The sequence below is a fragment of the Flavobacterium gillisiae genome, assembly GCF_900107635.1.
In the GTDB taxonomy this organism is placed as follows: Bacteria; Bacteroidota; Bacteroidia; order Flavobacteriales; family Flavobacteriaceae; genus Flavobacterium; species Flavobacterium gillisiae.
Genome location: NZ_FNRD01000002.1, coordinates 322,652 through 342,516, shown reverse-complemented (window position 1 = coordinate 342,516; position 19,865 = coordinate 322,652). Strand labels below are relative to the sequence as shown.

The 19,865-nt window shown below is 32.5% G+C and carries 17 protein-coding genes; 4 read left to right on the top strand and 13 right to left on the bottom strand.

Translation table 11 applies throughout. The features are described 5' to 3' along the window. Positions 1-1,368, bottom strand: coding sequence for an undecaprenyl-phosphate glucose phosphotransferase (locus BLV35_RS04985; RefSeq protein ID WP_091085635.1), 1,368 nt, complete (start codon positions 1,366-1,368; stop codon positions 1-3). Between the two features lie 28 nt (positions 1,369-1,396). Next, the gene (locus BLV35_RS04980; protein ID WP_091085632.1) at positions 1,397-2,380 is read right to left on the bottom strand and encodes a UDP-glucuronic acid decarboxylase family protein; all 984 of its coding nucleotides are present in this window, start codon (positions 2,378-2,380) and stop codon (positions 1,397-1,399) included. 175 nt (positions 2,381-2,555) lie between these two features. Between BLV35_RS04980 and BLV35_RS04975 the strand changes: the two genes are divergently transcribed. After that, positions 2,556-3,632 carry a glycosyltransferase gene (locus tag BLV35_RS04975; RefSeq protein WP_091085629.1) on the top strand — a complete coding sequence of 359 codons (1,077 nt, stop codon included), beginning with the start codon at positions 2,556-2,558 and terminating at the stop codon, positions 3,630-3,632. Here BLV35_RS04975 and BLV35_RS04970 read toward each other — a convergent pair. The 8 genes from BLV35_RS04970 to BLV35_RS04935 all read right to left on the bottom strand — a co-directional run bounded on the left by BLV35_RS04970 (position 3,601) and on the right by BLV35_RS04935 (position 13,228). Then, entirely contained in the window at positions 3,601-4,905 is a 1,305-nt protein-coding gene (locus BLV35_RS04970; protein ID WP_091085624.1) for an O-antigen ligase family protein, read from the bottom strand. The genes BLV35_RS04975 and BLV35_RS04970 overlap by 32 nt on opposite strands. Beyond that, positions 4,877-5,941, bottom strand: coding sequence for a hypothetical protein (locus BLV35_RS04965; RefSeq protein ID WP_091085620.1), 1,065 nt, complete (start codon positions 5,939-5,941; stop codon positions 4,877-4,879). Before BLV35_RS04965 ends, BLV35_RS04970 begins: the two co-directional genes overlap by 29 nt. Further along, complete coding sequence (locus BLV35_RS04960; protein WP_091085617.1) at positions 5,938-7,032, bottom strand: glycosyltransferase; 1,095 nt, start codon at positions 7,030-7,032, stop codon at positions 5,938-5,940. Before BLV35_RS04960 ends, BLV35_RS04965 begins: the two co-directional genes overlap by 4 nt. 43 nt (positions 7,033-7,075) lie before the next feature. Beyond that, positions 7,076-8,386 carry an MATE family efflux transporter gene (locus BLV35_RS04955; RefSeq protein ID WP_091085614.1) on the bottom strand — a complete coding sequence of 437 codons (1,311 nt, stop codon included), beginning with the start codon at positions 8,384-8,386 and terminating at the stop codon, positions 7,076-7,078. Between the two features lie 77 nt (positions 8,387-8,463). After that, entirely contained in the window at positions 8,464-9,441 is a 978-nt protein-coding gene (locus BLV35_RS04950) for a hypothetical protein (protein ID WP_091085612.1), read from the bottom strand. 9 nt (positions 9,442-9,450) lie between these two features. Next, positions 9,451-11,130 (bottom strand): DUF6909 family protein, encoded by a 1,680-nt coding sequence (locus BLV35_RS04945; RefSeq protein ID WP_091085609.1) that lies wholly within the window; start codon positions 11,128-11,130, stop codon positions 9,451-9,453. 35 nt (positions 11,131-11,165) lie between these two features. Further along, a complete protein-coding gene (locus BLV35_RS04940; protein ID WP_091085825.1) occupies positions 11,166-12,653 on the bottom strand; it encodes a GH3 family acyl-acid amido synthetase in 1,488 nt (495 codons plus the stop codon). 59 nt (positions 12,654-12,712) lie between these two features. Then, a complete protein-coding gene (locus tag BLV35_RS04935; RefSeq protein WP_091085604.1) occupies positions 12,713-13,228 on the bottom strand; it encodes a peptidase in 516 nt (171 codons plus the stop codon). Between the two features lie 212 nt (positions 13,229-13,440). Here BLV35_RS04935 and tatA point away from each other — a divergent pair, with 212 nt between their 5' ends. After that, positions 13,441-13,623, top strand: coding sequence for a twin-arginine translocase TatA/TatE family subunit (tatA, locus tag BLV35_RS04930; RefSeq protein ID WP_091085600.1), 183 nt, complete (start codon positions 13,441-13,443; stop codon positions 13,621-13,623). Positions 13,624-13,660: 37 nt separating this feature from the next. Here tatA and BLV35_RS04925 read toward each other — a convergent pair whose 3' ends face one another. Beyond that, on the bottom strand, positions 13,661-15,784 hold the full coding sequence (locus tag BLV35_RS04925) for a Tex family protein (RefSeq protein ID WP_091085596.1): 2,124 nt from the start codon (positions 15,782-15,784) through the stop codon (positions 13,661-13,663). 54 nt (positions 15,785-15,838) lie between these two features. On the opposite strand from BLV35_RS04925, the gene BLV35_RS04920 reads away from it, so the two are divergent. Beyond that, the gene (locus BLV35_RS04920) at positions 15,839-16,117 is read left to right on the top strand and encodes a DUF1294 domain-containing protein (protein ID WP_091085594.1); all 279 of its coding nucleotides are present in this window, start codon (positions 15,839-15,841) and stop codon (positions 16,115-16,117) included. Positions 16,118-16,188: 71 nt separating this feature from the next. Here BLV35_RS04920 and rpiB read toward each other — a convergent pair whose 3' ends face one another. Together rpiB and BLV35_RS04910 are read right to left on the bottom strand one after the other, a co-directional pair. Then, positions 16,189-16,620 carry a ribose 5-phosphate isomerase B gene (gene rpiB / locus BLV35_RS04915; protein ID WP_091085592.1) on the bottom strand — a complete coding sequence of 144 codons (432 nt, stop codon included), beginning with the start codon at positions 16,618-16,620 and terminating at the stop codon, positions 16,189-16,191. 694 nt (positions 16,621-17,314) lie between these two features. Continuing rightward, positions 17,315-17,569, bottom strand: coding sequence for a DUF2007 domain-containing protein (locus tag BLV35_RS04910; protein ID WP_245712011.1), 255 nt, complete (start codon positions 17,567-17,569; stop codon positions 17,315-17,317). A 103-nt stretch (positions 17,570-17,672) separates the two neighbouring features. Between BLV35_RS04910 and rnr the strand changes: the two genes are divergently transcribed. Continuing rightward, complete coding sequence (rnr, locus tag BLV35_RS04905; RefSeq protein WP_091085589.1) at positions 17,673-19,865, top strand: ribonuclease R; 2,193 nt, start codon at positions 17,673-17,675, stop codon at positions 19,863-19,865.

Genomic DNA, 19,865 nt, shown 5'->3' with positions numbered 1-19,865 from the left:
TTAATATGCTTTTTCTTCCCCTTTATATATGTTTACCATCGTTTGGTATATTATTTTCAAATCCAGAATCAACGACCAATTTTCGATATAAAAAATATCAAATTTTATTCTGTTGATCATGTCTCTATCTTTTTCAATTTCTCCTCTAAATCCACTGACCTGCGCTAAACCGGTAATACCGGGTTTCACACAATGGCGAATTGGATATTTTTTAATTTTACCCGTGTACGACAGATTTTGCGACCACAAATGAGGACGCGGTCCAACAACAGACATATCGCCAAGGAGTACGTTAAAAAACTGAGGCATTTCGTCTACACTGGTTTTCCTCATTAACTTTCCTATTCTGGTAACTCGAGGGTCGTTCTTAGACGCTTCCGTTTCTGTTGCTCCATTTATTTTCATGGATCGAAACTTATAGCAATGAAACTCTTTTTCGTCGATTCCTGGTCTTCCTTGCCTAAAAAATACTGGCCCTTTTGATTCTAGTTTTATCAAAATCGCCAAAAGTGGCATCAGCCAAGACAATAAACCTATGATAACAATACTCGAAAAAATAATATCAAATACTCGTTTAAATATTTTTATCGTAGGGTCATTTAATACTGTTTTCTTTAACGAAAGAACCGGAAAGGAATCGTAATAATCAATTTGTAAGTTCTTTGAAAAAATCTCTTTTGAATCTGGAATAAATTTTATTGTTTTTTTATTCTCGTCTGAGAAAGCGATAATTTTTTTCAACTGTGCGTTAGAAACCTCCTTCAAAGAACAGTATATTTCATCGATTTCATTTTCTATAACAAAGGATTTTAGCTGCTCTAGCTTTCCTTTAATTTCTATGTTCTCTTTCTTATTCGAAAAAAATCCGAAAAAATGATATCCAAAATCATTTCTAGCTTCAAAAAGTTTTTTTAATCGAATTGCTTCTGGAGTGTATCCAATAATAACGACATTTCGAAAATTACTACCCGTCACTATTCTGTATTTTTTTAGAAAATAAAATAAGGTGAATTTTGAAATGGAAACCATTGCCATACTGGAAATTATAAACAATATGACTGTTTTTTCACTAAAAGCATATTGTTTTGAAAACGGAAAAAAGGCAATGACAATTAAAAGAAACAGAACGCCTTGCTTGATTATTTTTGAAAAAATTTCAATAGGTGCTGTAAAACGATAGACATCGTAAAAATGAATAAACACAGCAACAGCAATCCAACCGACTATAAGATAGATTATAAAATAACTAATATTATAGATTTGATATTCAAACAAATAAAATCCTGATATAGAAATTATCATCAAGTCCACTAGGATACTAATGGGTCTGATGTATTTTGAATATCTTCCTATATTATTTGCAGTCATGATTAGCTATTACACTCTCTATTTATTGTTATTTAATATAACTTGAAAAGTCTTTGTGTTCTTCTTTAGAAAGTTCCTCTTTAGACATTGATCTGAAATAATCGTAGGTGATTTTCATTCCTTCAGCACGGTTTACTGTAGCTTCCCAGCCCAATAATTCTCTTGCTTTAGTAATGTCAGGTTGGCGCTGCAACGGGTCATTAACAGGCAAAGGGAAATAAACCACTTTTTGATTCGTTCCGGTCAGTTTTATAATTTCATCTGCAAAATCTTTGATTGTAATTTCATCCGGATTCCCAATATTTACTGGATACACATAGTCTGAATGCAATAATCTAAAAATACCTTCTACCTGATCATCTACATAGCAAAAAGAACGAGTTTGCATTCCGTCGCCAAAAATAGTTAGGTCTTCACCACGCAAAGCCTGACCAATAAAAGCAGGAATAACTCTTCCATCATTAAGTCGCATTCTTGGGCCATAAGTATTAAATATACGTACAATTCTGGTCTCTACTCCGTGAAAAGTATGATAGGCCATCGTTATGGATTCCTGAAAACGTTTTGCTTCGTCATAAACTCCTCTAGGTCCTATTGTATTTACATTACCATAGTATTCCTCCGTTTGTGGATGAACTAATGGGTCTCCATAAACCTCCGATGTGGAAGCAATAAGAATTCGAGCTTTTTTAACGCGTGCCAAACCTAAAAGATTATGGGTTCCAAGAGAACCCACTTTTAGTGTTTGAATTGGAATTTTTAAATAATCGATAGGACTTGCTGGTGAGGCAAAATGCAAGATATAATCCAACTGACCTGGAACATGAACGAATTTTGTAATATCGTGATGATAAAATTCAAAATTTTCCAGTTTGAATAGATGTTCTATATTCTTTAAATCTCCTGTGATGAGATTATCCATGCCAATAACAAAATAACCTTCTTTAATAAAACGGTCACATAAATGTGATCCCAAAAATCCGGCTGCACCAGTGATAAGTATCCTTTTCATAAATAAATTTTACAGTTGCAAGGTATTAAAAAACATTTAATAATATAGTAGTTGCGGTACCTCGTTCAAATAAGAAAAACCGCCACTAATTTCACATTATCTCCCATATTACATTCCTGAATAACACTATTCCTAGTCAATTTTATATATTTTTACAGAAACAAAATTATCTAATTTGAAAGTTGTCCATATAGTTGAAGCACTTGCAGGAGGAGTTAACACTTATTTCAAAGAGTTATCCTTTTTCTTCGGTGATTCAGAAATAAAGGAGGATATCGATACCACTATTATTTTTAGTGCAAACCGAAAAGAAGTTGACTCAAAAAAAATAAATGAGGAGTTTTCAAAAGGAGTATCGCTTGTAGAGCTGAACATGGTTCGCGAATTTTCCCCTTTGCAAGATCTAAAATCACTATTACAATTAATTAAGGAACTTCGAAGAATTCAACCGGATGTCATTCACCTTCATTCTTCAAAAGCAGGAGTTTTGGGCAGGGTTGCCTGTTTTCTATTATTTAAAAAATCAAAGCTGTTTTATACTCCGCATGGTTATGCATTTCTTCGAACAGATACTTCCAGTTTTACTAAAAAATTGTATCGCATAATTGAAAGTAGTTTCCAACGAATATTTGGTGGTGCGACCATCGCTTGTGGCGACACAGAATATGGAATTGCTAAAACCATAGGAAAGTCGCATCTGGTTAGAAACGGAATTGATATTAAAAAGGTTCAAAAATACAGTTCTATAAACGACAATAACGTCCTAACAATTGGCATCGTTGGGAGAATAACTTCAGCTAGGAATCCGGAACTATTTAATGAAATCGCATTAAGATATTCTAATCTTAATTTTGTTTGGATTGGAGACGGAGAATTACGACCGCTACTCACTGCTCCAAACATAAAAATTACGGGCTGGTTTCTAGATAGAGAAGATGCACTTATAGCGCTTAATACTATTGATATCTATATTCAGACTTCGCTATGGGAAGGCTTGCCCATTGCAGTTCTCGAGGCAATGGCTATGCAGAAACCTGTTTTGGCAACAAATATAATTGGGAATAAAGATGTAGTAGTACATAATGAAACCGGTTTCCTTTTTAATGAAATCTCTGAATTAGATCACCATATCGAAATTCTAAAAGACGAAGAAGTGCGACGCCGTTTTGGAAAAAAAGGCTTAGAAAGATGCCAAGATTTATTTGACAGTACGAAAAATTTTAAGCAATTAATCGCTCTTTACAAGCAGTAGCTTTCTCTTGCAACCAAAAACTTCCGAAGACAGAAAACCAAAATCCGCTGAAAGCGATTCCATCAAAGCGCAATAGAAAATCATCCGTAAGATTAGAAGTCAAAAAGAGAATAAAGAAGGAGAGAATAATTGCATTTTTTAAATCATATCCTAAATAGCCGATCGTAAAAATGTATAAAAAAACTACCATTGGGCCCAGGATTCCAAATTTTAATAGAAAATCCAGAAACTGATTGTGTGTTGGAAATTCATATTTTGCCAGAAAATGCTGGTTGGTTTGTTTATAATATTTAAATAATTCCGGTTTCCCATCTGAAGCACCAACTCCAAAAGGTAGATGATCTAAGGACAGTTCCCAAGCAGATTTCCAAATGGACACGCGCGTAACAAATGAATTAAAAACTTTTGCTTCCGGGTTTTCAATCTCATCTAGTTTGCCCACTTTATCCATATAAGCAAATGTTACCGTGCTATATTTCTCTTTCATATAGGGATTGTTTTTGATGAACAGGAAAAGGATTCCTCCTAACAAAACAGCCCCAAAAGTTATGATTGCAGCGACTTTCTTAAAATTATAATATCGTATGACTTCGTAGAAAAAAATGATGATTGTACCAGCAATTACGTTAAAAAGAGCCATTCGGGTATTTACAAAAAGCACAAAGAAAAAAGAAAGAGCCAAAACCAATATTCTGAGTAATTTATACGCTACGTTTTCATTTTTTCGAAAAGAATAAACAACAAAATACATACTAATAATCGCTACAAAAGCAAGATGCATATTGAGCGCCGGTGCATGAATTCCGATAGAATTAGAAAAACTATACCCCATTTCCCATAAATCAGTACCGCCTAAATATTTATCTATCAAGTCCGGATAAACGACAATAAACCGAATAAAGAAAAACAATACAATCACAGTAGTTGTATAGCTATAAAATTGCAGTAATTTAATAAATTGTACCCGCTTATAATTACCCAGAATAAACACGGGAAAGAGTAGCAACGAAATACTTTTTTCCATCGATTTCAATCCTTCTCCAAAAGAATCATTATTCCAAAAAAGTAAAATTTCTAATAGTAGTGGTGAAGCAATAACCAAACCCAATAGTATTGCTAATCGAGTGTGTTTTAATTTTTTTATAAAGCATAAATTAAACAAGACAAATCCAATAATAATCCAAGTACATGGTTTTCTAAAAATCATGGTACTTGCAATTAGAAACAGAAAAATATTGAAAATTTTATTGAAGTTCTTTTCTGAAATGTTCATAGTATAAGGCATAGTAAATTAAAGGAAACACTCCTATTTTATGACGAATGGCGGTTCCTAAATCGGGTTCAAAAACCCCTTGAACAATAAAATATGAAAATAAAATAAGTAATATCCACAGTTCGTATTCCTGTTCTTTTCTATTCTTTAAACAACGTGAAAAGCGAACTAGAAGAATATAAAACAATAAAATTTGCCAAATAACGAACGCAATGATCTGAGGAGATAAAAGGTGTTTTAAGCCATTTACAGGAAAATTGACCGTAAAAAAACCATAGACAATACCCACGGTTTCGCCATACCAAGTGTCTGGTTTAAGCGGAGAAACGATCATGGAGTTAGCATCTTGTGACCGTACTCTCCCACTATTAACTACTTCCCTACTACTTTCAGAAAGATACTGTCCTTTCAGTACACCATAACTTAATGACAAAAAAACAGCGATACAAAGTCCGTAAAAAATAGTGGTTAGCGTTTTATTCTTAAAATTGATATAACTCACTAAATACATCCCAAATGCAATAATAGGTATTAATAAAAAGTACGGGCGATAAAAAGCTCCCAAAACCCCCAATAGAAATAAAGATAAAAAAACTGATTTCTTGAAAGAGATACTCTCACTCTTATAAATAAATACAATAAGCGCTAAATACAAATAAGTAATAAACTCCTTCGAAGGCATCGACATAAAAATAGCCATCATAAAAAACCCTAAATAAACCAGAAGGTTCTTAACATTAATCTTTTCAAAATTATCAGGCACGCCTATTTTATATAAAACATAAGCAAGAATGGGATATTGAATTAATGCAATCAAGGGAAAAGGTAAATAACGTAAACCTGTTATTTTGTAAAATAAAATGGTAAGGGGATAACTTCCTAAAAAACCAATCTCATTCCCTCTATCGAATGCAATAAGAGTAGCGTCGTAAAAAAACCGTTTGGGTAATACGTAAAATGCCAGCACTGCAACAACTAAGTTGCAAATAAGCAACAGCATAAAAGCCGCTTTATTTTTTTTTACTAATCTCCTCATAGGTTATATAATCCGGTATACAATTCAATGTGTTGATCCACCATAAATTTAATATCGTATTGCTCTGCCCTTTGCTGGCATCTGTTTGCAACATCTTGGTAATATATGTTATTTGTACAGAGTTTATCAATATAACTCGAAAGTTCTTTAGCGTCACCTGGTTTAAATAAGATACCAGCATCTTTAACAATTGTTGTTAAACAGTCTACATTAGAAGCAATAAGTGGTTTCCCTGATGCCATCCCTTCAATAGAAGCCAATGAAAATCCTTCATAGTTTGACGAAAGTACCACTATATCGGCCATTTTAAATAATTCTGGTACATCCATCCTTATTCCAAGAAACAATACTCGGTCATCAACATTTAATTCTTTTGCCAGTTCCTTACATTGCTGTTGCAAAAGTCCTTCTCCCACCAATAACAGTTTTACATCACTTGATAAATAAGACATCGCCCGTATCAAGGTAGCCTGATCCTTTGGCTCTTTAAAACTGGAAACCTGAATGATTATTTTAAGGTTCGAATTGGCATTTGGAAAAAAATCAAATCTATCTCTAGGAATACTATTTTTAAACGTGTCGATTGGCACGCCATTATTTATGACCTCAATATTTGAATCTGTTAATCCAGTGTGTTTTTTAACAACATCACCTACTGTTTCAGTGATACAAACTATTTTTTGGTATTGTTTATAAAAGAACGGGTCTATACTTTTAAAAATACGACTCCTTACTCTTCTACTAGAGGTACTGTGCTCCGTATAAACTAATTTTATTTTAGAACCCGATACTAATTTTGCTAATACCACCCAATACTGAGCTGGAAATAAATGAACATGTGCAACATCATAGTTTTTTAAAAAGGGAATGATTTTAAATATATGTATTGGATTATAGCGAGAACGAAACCCTAATGAAAAGATAGAACAACATCCCGATGCCTTTAAAGCCTTCATAAATGGATAATCTACACCATTTAATACCAGCAAGTCAACCTTAACGCTCTTTTTATTATAAAGAGGCAATGTATCCAACACCAGTTTTTCAGCTCCTCCTGACTCCAAACTATTTATAATATGTACTATTCTCATTAGTAATTTCTTCTAGTGTAAATATTGGGTGACCGATTAATCATTAATTCAAAAAAACCTTCACCTTGTCTTTTCTATAAATTACTACTGCTGCACTAATATTCCAAAAAAGCGAACTTAAAACAAAAGCAATTGCCGCTCCCGTCATTCCATAATCTGGTATTAAGAACCTATTTAAAACAAAATTAACCCCAACAGCGAGAATTAGTATGATTTGGAAAATATTTTGTCTTCCAGTCATATTTAAATAAACCGGAACCGCTCCAAAAGCGGAACAGATACCTTGACCAATCATCAGAATAAGCAAGGTATCTTTAGCGGCAATATAGTCTTTTCCAAAAAAACCCAAAACGGATTCAGAAAACAAACAAATAATAATGGTCGCCGGTAAAGTCAGTATAAAAATCATCCTCGAACTATTTCTTAGTATTTTATTAAGTTCATTAGTATTTCTAGTCGAAAAATATTCGGCTATTTTTGTCGAAATGGTAATGTTTACAGTAATAATTACCATCGATACAATAGTCATAAATTTAACTGCCAAAGCATAAAATGCAACACTAGCGTCGTCTCTATATTTCTTTAAAAACATAATATCAAAACTCATCAATAAAAATAAAGCCATCCCGCTAATAGCAATAGGGTACGATTTGGTAATTATTTCTTTATATGAAATAGCCTCATCTTCATTTTTGTCGGGATTTCGAGTGAAATAATAAAACGTTAAGCTTGTTGTTATCAGGGAAAGAATTACAAATCCAAAGAGAAACACATCAACCAAATAAGTTTCATCATAAAAATAATAGAGTATAACGGCACCAATTATAACCGGAATGTATTTTATGGTATTCCTAAATAATTCAGCTACATACAAATGATCCAAGGCTCTGAAAACCTCAATGTTTAGTGTTGTTAGTGCGTAAAAAAATAAAATTCCAGTTGCTTTCAAAAGAATTAGATAGACTCCTTCATCTGCAAAAAAAGTATTTATAAACTCTTTCTCTAGGCTTAAAACTATTACAAATAAAAAGACAGACATTGAAAATACGATACCTACCATTTTTATGTAAATACTTCGTAGATCACTTGAAGCATTCGAAATTTTCAATCTTCCTCTAAAATACAGAATAGACTGGTCGCACCCCAACAGGCTGATACTACCTATTACTAATAAAAATGAACGGACAAAATCGTATTGACCTACCGTCTTTGGATCAAAGTTTTTTGTGAGAAATAAAGTAAATCCAAACAAAATAAATACGCCAATAACCCGCAATACCAGCGTAATTAAACTTTGTAGAATAAAGGGATTTTGTCTTATTTTTTGAAGATAGTGACTAATTATTTTCAACATATTTATATCTGATAACCCATTAATTTCAGTTAAATTCGAAAACAATTTCTTTGCTGTCTTATTCGATATATGGATATTTATTTTGCGTTCAACGATTGACTTTTATAAAACGAGAGGATGAATCCAAAAATAATAAATAGGGAAGTAAACAGTATTGGTAGAACTAATTTCATTTTTCCATTAATAGATTTATTGTTTTTAATATTCAAAATTACAGCATTGTCATTGATGACTTTTCTCGCATTGAATAAATCAATCTTTAATGTTCCCAAAACATTTACTAACGAATCTTTTGTCTTAATAATATCATTTAGTTGGGAGTTTTCATTGTAATAAATCAGTTTATCGCTGTTTTGCGCGTTCCCGTTCCGATTTGAAAATGCGTTTACTATTCCGTCAATTTGTAAAACAGTAGCTTCTTTTTCTTTGATCTTTTGCTGAATGTTACCAACTGAAATCTTTTGTATTTCCTGAAAATAACTACTGCTATTTAAATAATTCAATATTGGATCGATAAAATCACTTTGACGCGTCACTCCATTTGTTGAAAGAATTATGGTATGAAAATTATAGTTCTTACTGGTGGTGCTTTCTTTAACGATTGTTTTTAAATCCCCGTTTTGAGCCATTAATTCCAAAAGTTCAAAATTTTGCTCGTTATTGCTTATTAATTTATAAACATCAACAATAGGTTCAATTGAAATTTTGGTTAGTTGCGAAGGATCATTAATACCGATAGACTTCAAAAAAAGAACGTCTTTTTCAGAAATTTTAGAAGCCAGTAAATCAATTTTAGAATACAGATAATCCGTTGATTTAAAATTTGGTGCTACAATAATTTGATGATTGTATTCCTTTTGATTTTTATCTAAATAATATCCCAACCCAAATCCAACGATTAATAGAATTAAAATGATTACCCCATTTTTTACAAAAAATTGAATGCATCTAAAAATAAATGCATTCAATTCCTGAAAAAGATTTCCTATTTTTTTTGAGATTTGAAATAAATCAATCTCTTGATTATCGTTATTTTGGGGTACGTTTGTACTCATCCTAAAAATTTATTTTGTGTTGAAAATTTGTTCCAAAATTTTAATCGTAATCAAATAAGTAGGCTTTACACCCGTTGTTCCTAGTCCGCCTGAAGCCAATGTGCTTCCTGTTTCTAGTGGATTATCCGAAGCGTAATAAGCATATCTCACTTTGATATCATGTGGAACACTTTTTCTAATTTTAGAAGCCGATTGAATGGCTTTTTGATAATAAGAACCTTCCATCTCTAATCCAATAACTCCCCAAGTTGATTCATGGAAAAATTTCAATAAATCCTTGTTTTGCAATGATGTTCCAAGTACCGTAACCATTGGTCCTGCAAAAACTTCAATACCGTTGTTTACAAACATATCAGCGGTTAATTCATTATGGAAAAAATAATTATCTGCCGTTCCCTCATTGATATGTGCATTCGGAATCATGATATCTCCCTTTCCTCCTTCAAGAATACCTGCTTTTCCCATAATAGAAACCGATTCTACATTCAGTAAAGTGTCTTTTTTGAATGGTTTTAATAACTCATCAATAGTTTCGTAAGCTTGCTCACCAAAAGCATAATCCATTACGATTAATACCGGTTCTTTATCCCCGAATTTGGCTTTTGGAAAGGATGAGTTGGCCCAATTAATCTTGGCAGTATCAAAAATTTGTACATCAATGTTCGTTCCTGAAGTATCTGGTAGCGAAATCATCCCCTGTTTCAAGGCGATTCCCTCCACTATATTTCGAACTTCATTTGCTCCTGATTTACTTAATTCTTCATAAATAAAGAAGTCAGATTTGTCTTTGAAATTTGTTTTTAAGGCTGTGGTAGCAAAAATAGAATTCATAACCGAGTGCATATTGGCACTGATGACATGAATAGGTCGGTCTAAAAGTCCGTTTTCTTTTAAGACTTCCTTGATGTTGGTTGCCCATATTTCACCATGGATGTGGTGTCCTAAACGTTCTCTTAAAATAGGGCTAAAAGTAATGACTCTTTTATTATTATCAGTAATCTCTTCTATTGCTAATTTCCCTAACCAGAAAATCACATGCAAAAAACGATCAGGTGCTGCAGTAGATCCAAAAGCATCATATATGTCCAATACTTCCTCAAAAGTTCTTCCAAGAATATTAGCGGCATGAGAAATTGCTTTCTCTTTTTCTACAAGTGTTAGTTTTTTATTTTGAGCCACAGCAGCTTCTAGTTTCATCCAGTCACGGGAAACCTCTCCTGCATCATCAAGTAAAACTCGGTTTCTAATTTTGTGTGATTCTATAAATATAAAAGTCAGGTGCGTCAAAATATCATAAATATCTGAACGGCCTCTTGTGATTTCCACATTCATTTGTTCTTCATCAATACGATAGCAATTTCTTCTTCTTTTAGGAGGAACAATTGCTTGAAAATGAGATTTAGAATACCCTTCATCAGAGGTAAGGTTAATAAATCTACATTCTTCAATTCCTACAGGAAGTCGTTCAATAACATATAGAAGTCCATTTAACTCTACTTTTTCTTCTGCAATGTTTCCGTATATTTCCGGGCGTAAGGCTAACAATGCTTCACGCAAAGTGTCTCCAGAAATTCCCATTGGTTTATAGAACCCTCTGTTGAACAAATGGCGCATTGTAATGTACATTTTTTCAATAGCTGCTGATGATTCTTGTGCTCTTGATCTAGATATATTTTTAGTCTCTTTCATTATTTTATTTTTTCTAACCTGCGAATATAATTATTTTATTTTATGTTCAACACTTCGACAATCTTCCTGTCGTTTGAAAGCCTCGGTATTTTATTTTGCCCTCCCAGTTTTCCTATCGATTTCATATAGTCTTGAAAACCGTTTTTGACCACTTTTGTTATCACTACTTTTTGCAGAATATTACCTACAATCAAGTCATCATAATACATATTTTGTTTTCTCATCGCATTGTCTAACGCTTCCTTGAAAACGGCCGGATCCTCGGGTTCATTTTCAAATTCAATAAACCATTCATGATAAGGCAATCCGCTTAGTGGACTTATTTGCGGAGCAACGGTAAACTCATTTACACGTGCTTTTGTTCCCTCCATAGCTTCCTTTAAAGCACACTCTACTTCTTTGCCAATTACGTGTTCCCCAAAAGCAGATATATAATGTTTAATTCTACCAGAAACTATAATTCGATACGGTTTTAAGGACGTAAACTGTACTGTATCTCCAATGTTATAGCCCCATAGTCCCGCATTAGTGGAAATTATCAATACATAATTAACACCTAATTCCACTTCTCCAATGGTATACCTTCTAGGTTTATCAGAGAAAAATTCGTCGCTTTTGACAAATTCATAAAATATTCCTGCATTCAACAACAGTAACATTCCTTTTTCCTTCTGCGAATCCTGATAGGCAAAAAATCCTTCCGAAGCTGGAAACAGCTCAATACTATCTACTTTCCTACCTATTAAATTTTCGAATTTAGCTCGGTACGGTTCATAATTAACCCCGCCATAAATAAATAGATTAAAGTTTTTGAAAATTTCGCCCACGGTCTTCCCTCCTTTTTGTTGTAAACGCTCAAAGTACATTTGTACCCAAGAAGGAATTCCTGAAATTACAGTCATGTTTTCATCGAAGGTTTCTTCGACAATGGCATCTATTTTCCTTTCCCAATCTTCAATACAATTGGTTTCCCAAGATGGCATTCGGTTTTTTTGTAAATATTTAGGAACAAAATGAGCTACAATTCCTGAAAGTCGACCAAATTTTATTCCGTGTTTTTCTTCTAGAATTGGGCTTCCTTGTAGAAAAATCATTTTTCCGTCCACAAAATCAGCCTTACCCGTTTCATGGATGTAATGTAAGATAGCGTTTCGCGCCGCTTCAATATGATATGGCATGGATTCCTTAGTAAGCGGAATGTATTTTGCTCCGGAAGTCGTTCCTGATGTTTTAGCAAAATAAAGCGGTTTTCCTTTCCAAAGAATATTTTCTTCTCCTTTTACCACTTTTTCAACATAAGGTTTTAAATCCTCGTAATCCCGAATTGGAACGTGTTTTGCAAAATCTTCAAATGTTTTTATTTGGTCAAAGTGATGATCGATTCCAAACTGGGTCTTTTTCGCTTCTTTAATTAATGAATTTAAAACATTTTTTTGGCTATCAACAGGATTGCTGGCCCAAGCTTGCGTTTTCTTATATATTTTCTTGGCAAATAATTTTGCTGCGGCTGATTTTACTGACATAGTTTTCGTTGGTTTTGCCACGAAGGCGCTTCCGATAGCTACCGAAAGGCACAAAGGTTTTATTTTTTCGTGTTTTTACTCCCAGCCTTCGTAACGGCTGGTTGGGCTTTTTTATCTTCTTTTGCTACTTCTTTTCTTAATTCCAATTCTTCCTCTGATGCCGATAATTTTACTTGTGGTACTACTTCCGTACTGGATGCAAGAATGGAATCTTTATTAAATTTTGCATATTCTAATTCTCCGTTAAGCACTTTTTGAATGGATTGAATATAGGCCTCATTTTTCTTCAGTGCTATGGTTAGTGAATCTGATTTTAAGGCTAATTCAGTAGCATCTCTTTTTAATTTAGAAGAAGAGTACCCCGGAATGAATTCTCTTAAAGGAGTAAAAGCAATTATAAAAGTAGTGACTGAAATTAAAAAAATAGCGCCAATAGTAGCTACAACAAAAACATTCATTAAGTTTAATTTTAAAGAAAATATTTCTTCAAAAGTATCCTCATTCAAAATAACCAAGCGGTTTTTAGTGAATAATTTACGGTGAAGTTTTTTCCTTTTCAATCTTTTTCCTGACATACTTTTTCTTTATGTTACAAATATAATAATTAATGTCAACGAAAGTGCTTTGACCACTTAGTTCGGCTTAATTCATGGCAATGATTTAATTTTAATACATTTTTAACCTTAACTGAATTAAATAATAGTTAAATTGAATTCTTATTAAGTTATTCTATTTACCTTTGTACCAAGATTTATTACAAATTTGCTTCGGCATAAATTATTCAATCATGGGAAGATTTGGTGTTACAGAAATCCTTGTTATATTAGCAGTTGTTTTATTACTCTTTGGAGGTAAGAAAATTCCAGAATTAATGAAAGGATTAGGAAGCGGAATTAAAGAATTCAAAAATGCTTCTAAAGAAGAGCCTTCAGCTGATAAAAAAGACGAAACTGAAAACGAAAAAAAATAAAAAAAGTCCCGATACAATCGGGACTTTTTTTATTTTTCTATAGTATCATCGTCAACTGAATTCGTTTTCTATCCTCATCAACTTCCGTTACTTTAACTTCTACATGTTGGTGTAACTTCACTACTTCATTAACATCGCTTACAAAGCCTGCTTTAAGCTGTGAAATGTGAACCAAACCACTTTCTTTTACTCCAATATCTACGAAACAGCCAAAATTGGTAATGTTATTCACAATTCCAGGCAAAATCATTCCAGACTTTACATCTTTAATTGTCTTTACATTCGGGTCGAATTCAAATACTTTTGCTGATTTTCTTGGATCTAATCCTGGTTTTTCAAGCTCTTTAATAATATCTTTCAAGCTTAACAAACCTATTTCTGGAGTAATGTAATTCTCCGGTTTTATTAAGGCTGTTTTTTCTTTGTTTGCAATCAAATCATTTACCGAAAGTTTCAAATCTTTGGCCATTTTCTCAACAATTCCGTAGGCTTCTGGATGAACAGCCGAATTATCTAGTGGATTTTTAGCATTCGAAATTCGGATAAAAGCAACTCCTTGCTGGTACGCTTTTTCACCCAAACGCGGTACTTTTTTCAGTTGTTTTCTATTTTCAAAAGGGCCATTTTCTGAGCGGTAATTTACAATATTTTCCGCCAGCTTCTCTCCTATTCCACTCACATAACTCAACAAATGTTTACTGGCAGTATTAATATTTATACCAACAGAATTCACGCAACGAATTACGGTGTTATCTAATTCTTCTTTCAGTTTAGTTTGATCAACATCATGTTGGTATTGGCCTACGCCAATGGCTTTTGGGTCAATTTTTACCAACTCAGCCAAAGGATCTGACAATCGTCTACCAATAGAAACCGAACCACGAACGGTTACATCATAATTTGGGAATTCTTCTCTCGCAATTTTAGATGCTGAATAAACCGAAGCTCCAGCCTCCGAAACGATAAATACTTGCACCGGTTTATCAAAAGCGATTTTCTTGATGAAGAATTCGGTTTCACGAGATGCAGTTCCGTTTCCTATCGAGATAGCATCAATTTTATACGAATTCACCATCGAACGAATTTTTTTCATCGCCATGGCTTCCTCTTTTTGTGGAGCATGCGGATAAATAGTTTCATTATACAATAAATCCCCTTTTTCGTCCAAACAGACAATTTTACAACCGGAACGAAATCCTGGGTCAATAGCCAAAATCCTTTTTTCACCTAATGGCGGCGCTAATAGTAACTGTCCTAAATTATTGGCAAAAACCTGAATCGAATTGGCATCTGCTTTGGCTTTAGCTTCCTGCAAAGTTTCATTTGAAATAGCTGGATTCAACAATCTTTTGAAACTATCTTCAATAGCAAGTTGTACATGTGAAGTAGTTTTGTTTTGACCTTTTAAAATCAACTCATCTATTATATCATAAGCAGCATCAACATCTACTTCCACTTTTAGTTTTACAAAACCTTCGTTAACTGCGCGAAGCATCGCTAATAATCGATGCGACGGCGCTTTACTTAATGGTTCTGACCAGTCGAAATATTGATCAAATTTTTGTGCTTTTTCTTCTTCTTTTTGCTTTTTTACTACCTTAGTACTAACAGTAGCACTGCGTTGATAAAGGCGTCGCAACTGTTTTCGAACATAAATATTTTCATTTATCCATTCGGCAATAATATCTCTTGCTCCTTGTAGAGCGGCATCTTCATTAACAACATTGTCGTTCAAATACTGTGTAGCTATAAAATCAACATCATCATTATTTTGTGCCATAATGATTTTAGCTAATGGTTCTAAACCGTGTTCACGGGCAATATCAGCTTTTGTCTTCTTTTTCTTTTTATAAGGTAAGTAAATGTCCTCTAATTCTTGTATATCGAAGCTTTTATCAATTTTAGCAAACAGCGTTTCGTTCATAGCGCCTTGCTCCATAATTGATTTTAATATTGCCTCTTTACGTTTTACAATGTCTTCATACTCTTTTTGAAGCTTAGCGATTTGTTCAATTTGAACTTCATCTAGATTTCCAGTAGTATCTTTACGATACCTAGAAATAAAAGGAATAGTACAATCTTCTTGTAATAATTGAACGGTTTTTTGAATATTAATTGCTGCTGTAGCAACTATTTTGGATATGAATTGTATGTTAGTCATTTTAGTTTTTTTCGAACAGCTAAAATAATATCTTTGAAACTTAAATTGAGTTAAATGATTATTTTATTCTACTGTTTTTTGATAATAAATACTCTTGGATTTTTAGTGACGGCTTATGATAAATATTTAGCAAAAGCTCAAAAAAGAAGAATACCAGAAAAAACACTTTTAAGCTTTGTAGCTTTTGGAGGTACTGTAGGCGCTGGAATTGCTATGTTACTGTTTAGACATAAAACTTCTAAAAGAACTTATCTATTGAAGTTTTGGGTTATTGTAGTAATCCAAATAGTACTTCTTTATGCCTACTATTATTTTGGATTAAAATCCAAATAAAATAGCCTATTCATTTAAAAATAAATAGGCTAGATATAATTATTTGGTGCGAAGCACCTCGATTTCAAAAATTAGCAACACGCAATTTTATCTACTCTGGTTTGGTGTCTTCCTCCTTCAAATTCAGTATTTAAAAAAGTATTTACCATTTCTACTGCTTGTGGAATAGATGTGTAACGAGCTGGAATACTAATAATATTAGCATCATTATGCTGACGGGCTAAAGCCGCAATCTCTTTCATCCAACATAAAGCAGCACGTACTTTCAGGTGTTTATTTGCACTCATGGCAATTCCATTACCGCTTCCGCAAATAACAATTCCAAAATCAACTTTTCCTTCAGCTACATCTTTTGCAACAGCGTGCCCAAAATCTGGATAATCTACACTATCATTTGAATCCGTTCCATAATTAGTTACCTCATATCCTTTTGCTTTAAGCATATCTACAATGGCTTTTTTATATTCTGGACCAGCATGGTCATTTCCAATTGCTATTTTCATTTTATTTCTATTAAGTTGTGTACTGCAAATTTACCAAAACAATTTTGTATAATTAAAGTATGGAATTCTTTATTTGTTAAAAAAGAACAACGGCGCTAGCAGCCTTATTTTACTGCACTGTAACACACAGATTACGAGTAAGTTTAGTAGTTATCAATAATTATCATTATTTCATAAAACATTGATAATCAATAAATAATTTGAATTTATTTTGTTAAAAATATCCATTGTTAATAGTAAAATGCAATCGCTTGATATTCAGTTAACTTTAAGTTAATATTAATTGTTGATAACTTGAGATAGAATATTAGAACTATTTTTCTGTAGTATTAAAAAAATAAGTAATCAAAAACCCACATTAGAAATCCAAATTTACTTTGGTGAATTTTTAGAATAGTTATCAATATAAAAAAGTACTTTATTAACAAAATTTTAAAAAATACTTATTTACAAATTCAAATGATTTTAGTTTATCAACCATTGTTAATTAAAATATAAAAACTCTTTAAAACTAGATATTTAAGTAAATATAGTATTGTTAATAACTCCGAATAAAGTTCTACAACTTGGTTTCAATACTTTTTCTTAGATATTTATAGCCACTATTAACAAGCTATAATACCCATTAATAAATAATTTAAATTAATTTTTTTTTTTATTGTATTATATATGTGTTGACAACTTTAAAGAAAAATTAAACAATTTTTAAATTGTTATCGTACTTCATTTCTTGTAAAATTGCTTTTACGCTTGCAAAGTCATTAGGATGAATTTTAAGTTTGATTCCTCCAAGAGCAGTTGAGTACATGGGAACAATTGATGACATCAATTCATTCTGAAAATAATACTGCAAACCTTCCTGATCCAATCGATGTTTTAGAATTTCTATTTCATGGATGTAATCAAAAATAGCGATGGTTATAAATGCTTCCATTTTTATTGTTTTCATAAAGATACAACTATTATGTAAAGTTATATTTTCTTTAAAACTGCCTGCTATTTTCTTATAACTGCATACTATTTCGTAATTTTCGACTTTTAAGAAAAGATTTATGAGTAAAAGAATAAGAAAGCCGGTAAAGAAAGAGAAAGATTTCTCTGAACAAATTATAAAAATATTATCGCAAAGTGCTAATAAAGCATTCAATTATAAACAAATAGGAGCAAAGCTAGAACTTGACGATACACAAAGTAGAAACCAAATTATAAAGGATTTAAAGATATTGGCAAGCCAAAATAAAATTATAGAGTCAGAGCCAGGAAAATATTTGATTAAAGCAGAAAGCAAAGAGTATTACGAAGGTAAGATTGACATGACAGGTAGAAAAACAGCCTATTTTGTTTGTGCTGAATTAGAGGAGGATGTATTTATTCCAACTAATAATTTAAACCATGCCTTAGATAAAGATATTGTCAAAGTATATGTTTACAACCGAAGAAAAGGAAAAAGACCTGAAGGTGAGGTCATTGAAGTAATTGAAAGACATAAAACAGACTTCGTAGGAGTTATTGATATTCAAAAGAATTTTTCTTTTGTCTCGACGGCTAATCCAAAAATGTATACGGATATTTTTATTCCAAAAGATAAAATAGGAGAGGCAGAGCAAGGAGATGTGGTATTAGTTCATATTGAAGATTGGCCTTCAAGGGCGGATAGTCCTTTTGGAGCGGTGATTAAAGTATTAGGAAAACCAGGAGAACACGATACCGAGATTCACGCTATTTTAGCTGAATACGGTTTACCGTCTGAATTTCCAATAGAAGTAGAGACTTATGCACAAAAGATAGATACATCGATAACTGAAAGTGAAATCGCTAATCGTAGAGATATGCGTGATACTTTGACTTTTACGATTGATCCAAAAGATGCTAAAGATTTTGATGATGCCTTATCATTTAAAAAATTAGAAAATGGAAATTATGAAATAGGAATTCACATTGCTGATGTTTCTTATTATCTTGAAGAAGGAACTATTCTTGATGATGAAGCTTATCAACGAGCTACTTCTGTTTATTTAGTGGATAGGGTAGTCCCTATGTTGCCAGAAGTACTTTCTAATTTTGCGTGTTCATTGCGTCCAAATGAAGAAAAATATACTTTTTCGGCTATTTTTGAAATTACAGATAAATGTGAAGTAGTTGATCAATGGTTTGGAAGAACAGTAATTTATTCTGATCAACGTTTTGCATATGAAGAAGCTCAATATATCATAGAAACTAAGGACAATACAATACCAGAAGAAATTTCCATTACAGGAAGTTCTTATGTTGTTTCGGATGAAATTGTTGCTGCTACTTTAAAAATGGATGAATTAGCTAAGATTTTCCGAAGAAAAAGAATGAACGACGGAGCAATTTCTTTCGATAAAGTAGAAGTAAAATTCAACTTAAATGAAGAAGGAGAACCGGAAGGCGTTTACTTTAAAGTATCAAAAGATGCGAATCATTTGATTGAAGAGTTTATGCTTTTGGCCAATAAAAAAGTAGCAGAATTCATTGGAAAACAAAAGAAAACTTTTATCTATAGAATTCACGATGAGCCTAATGCAGATAAATTAATTGCATTACAAACGGTTATCGCAAAATTTGGTTATAAAATTGATTTAAGAAGTAAAGATGATATTTCAAAATCGTTGAATAGTTTATTAAGTGAGGTTGTAGGAACCAAAGAACAGAATTTAGTAGATACTTTAACCATCAGAACGATGAGTAAAGCAAAATATTCTACTGATAACATAGGTCATTACGGATTAGCTTTCGATTATTATTCTCATTTTACATCGCCTATTCGTCGTTATCCTGACGTTATGGTACACCGTTTGCTACAGTTTTATCTAGACGGAGGAAAGTCCGTAGATGAAGATACTTATGAAGCAAAATGTTTACATTCTTCTACAATGGAAGGATTAGCTACCCAAGCAGAAAGAGACTCTATCAAATACATGCAGGTGAAATACATGCAGGATCATAAAGATCAAGAATTTTTGGGAGTTATTTCTGGAGTTACTGAATGGGGAATTTTTGTCGAAATCATTGAAAATAAATGTGAAGGTATGGTTCGAATTCGAGATATAAAAGATGATTATTATTCTTTCGATGAGAAACAATATGCACTTGTAGGAGCAAGTTCACATAAATTATTACAATTAGGGGACGAAATTTACGTTAAGGTTAAAAATGCGGATCTAGTTAAAAAACAACTTGATTTTAATTTTTTAAGACGTATTGAAGAACTAATAAAATAA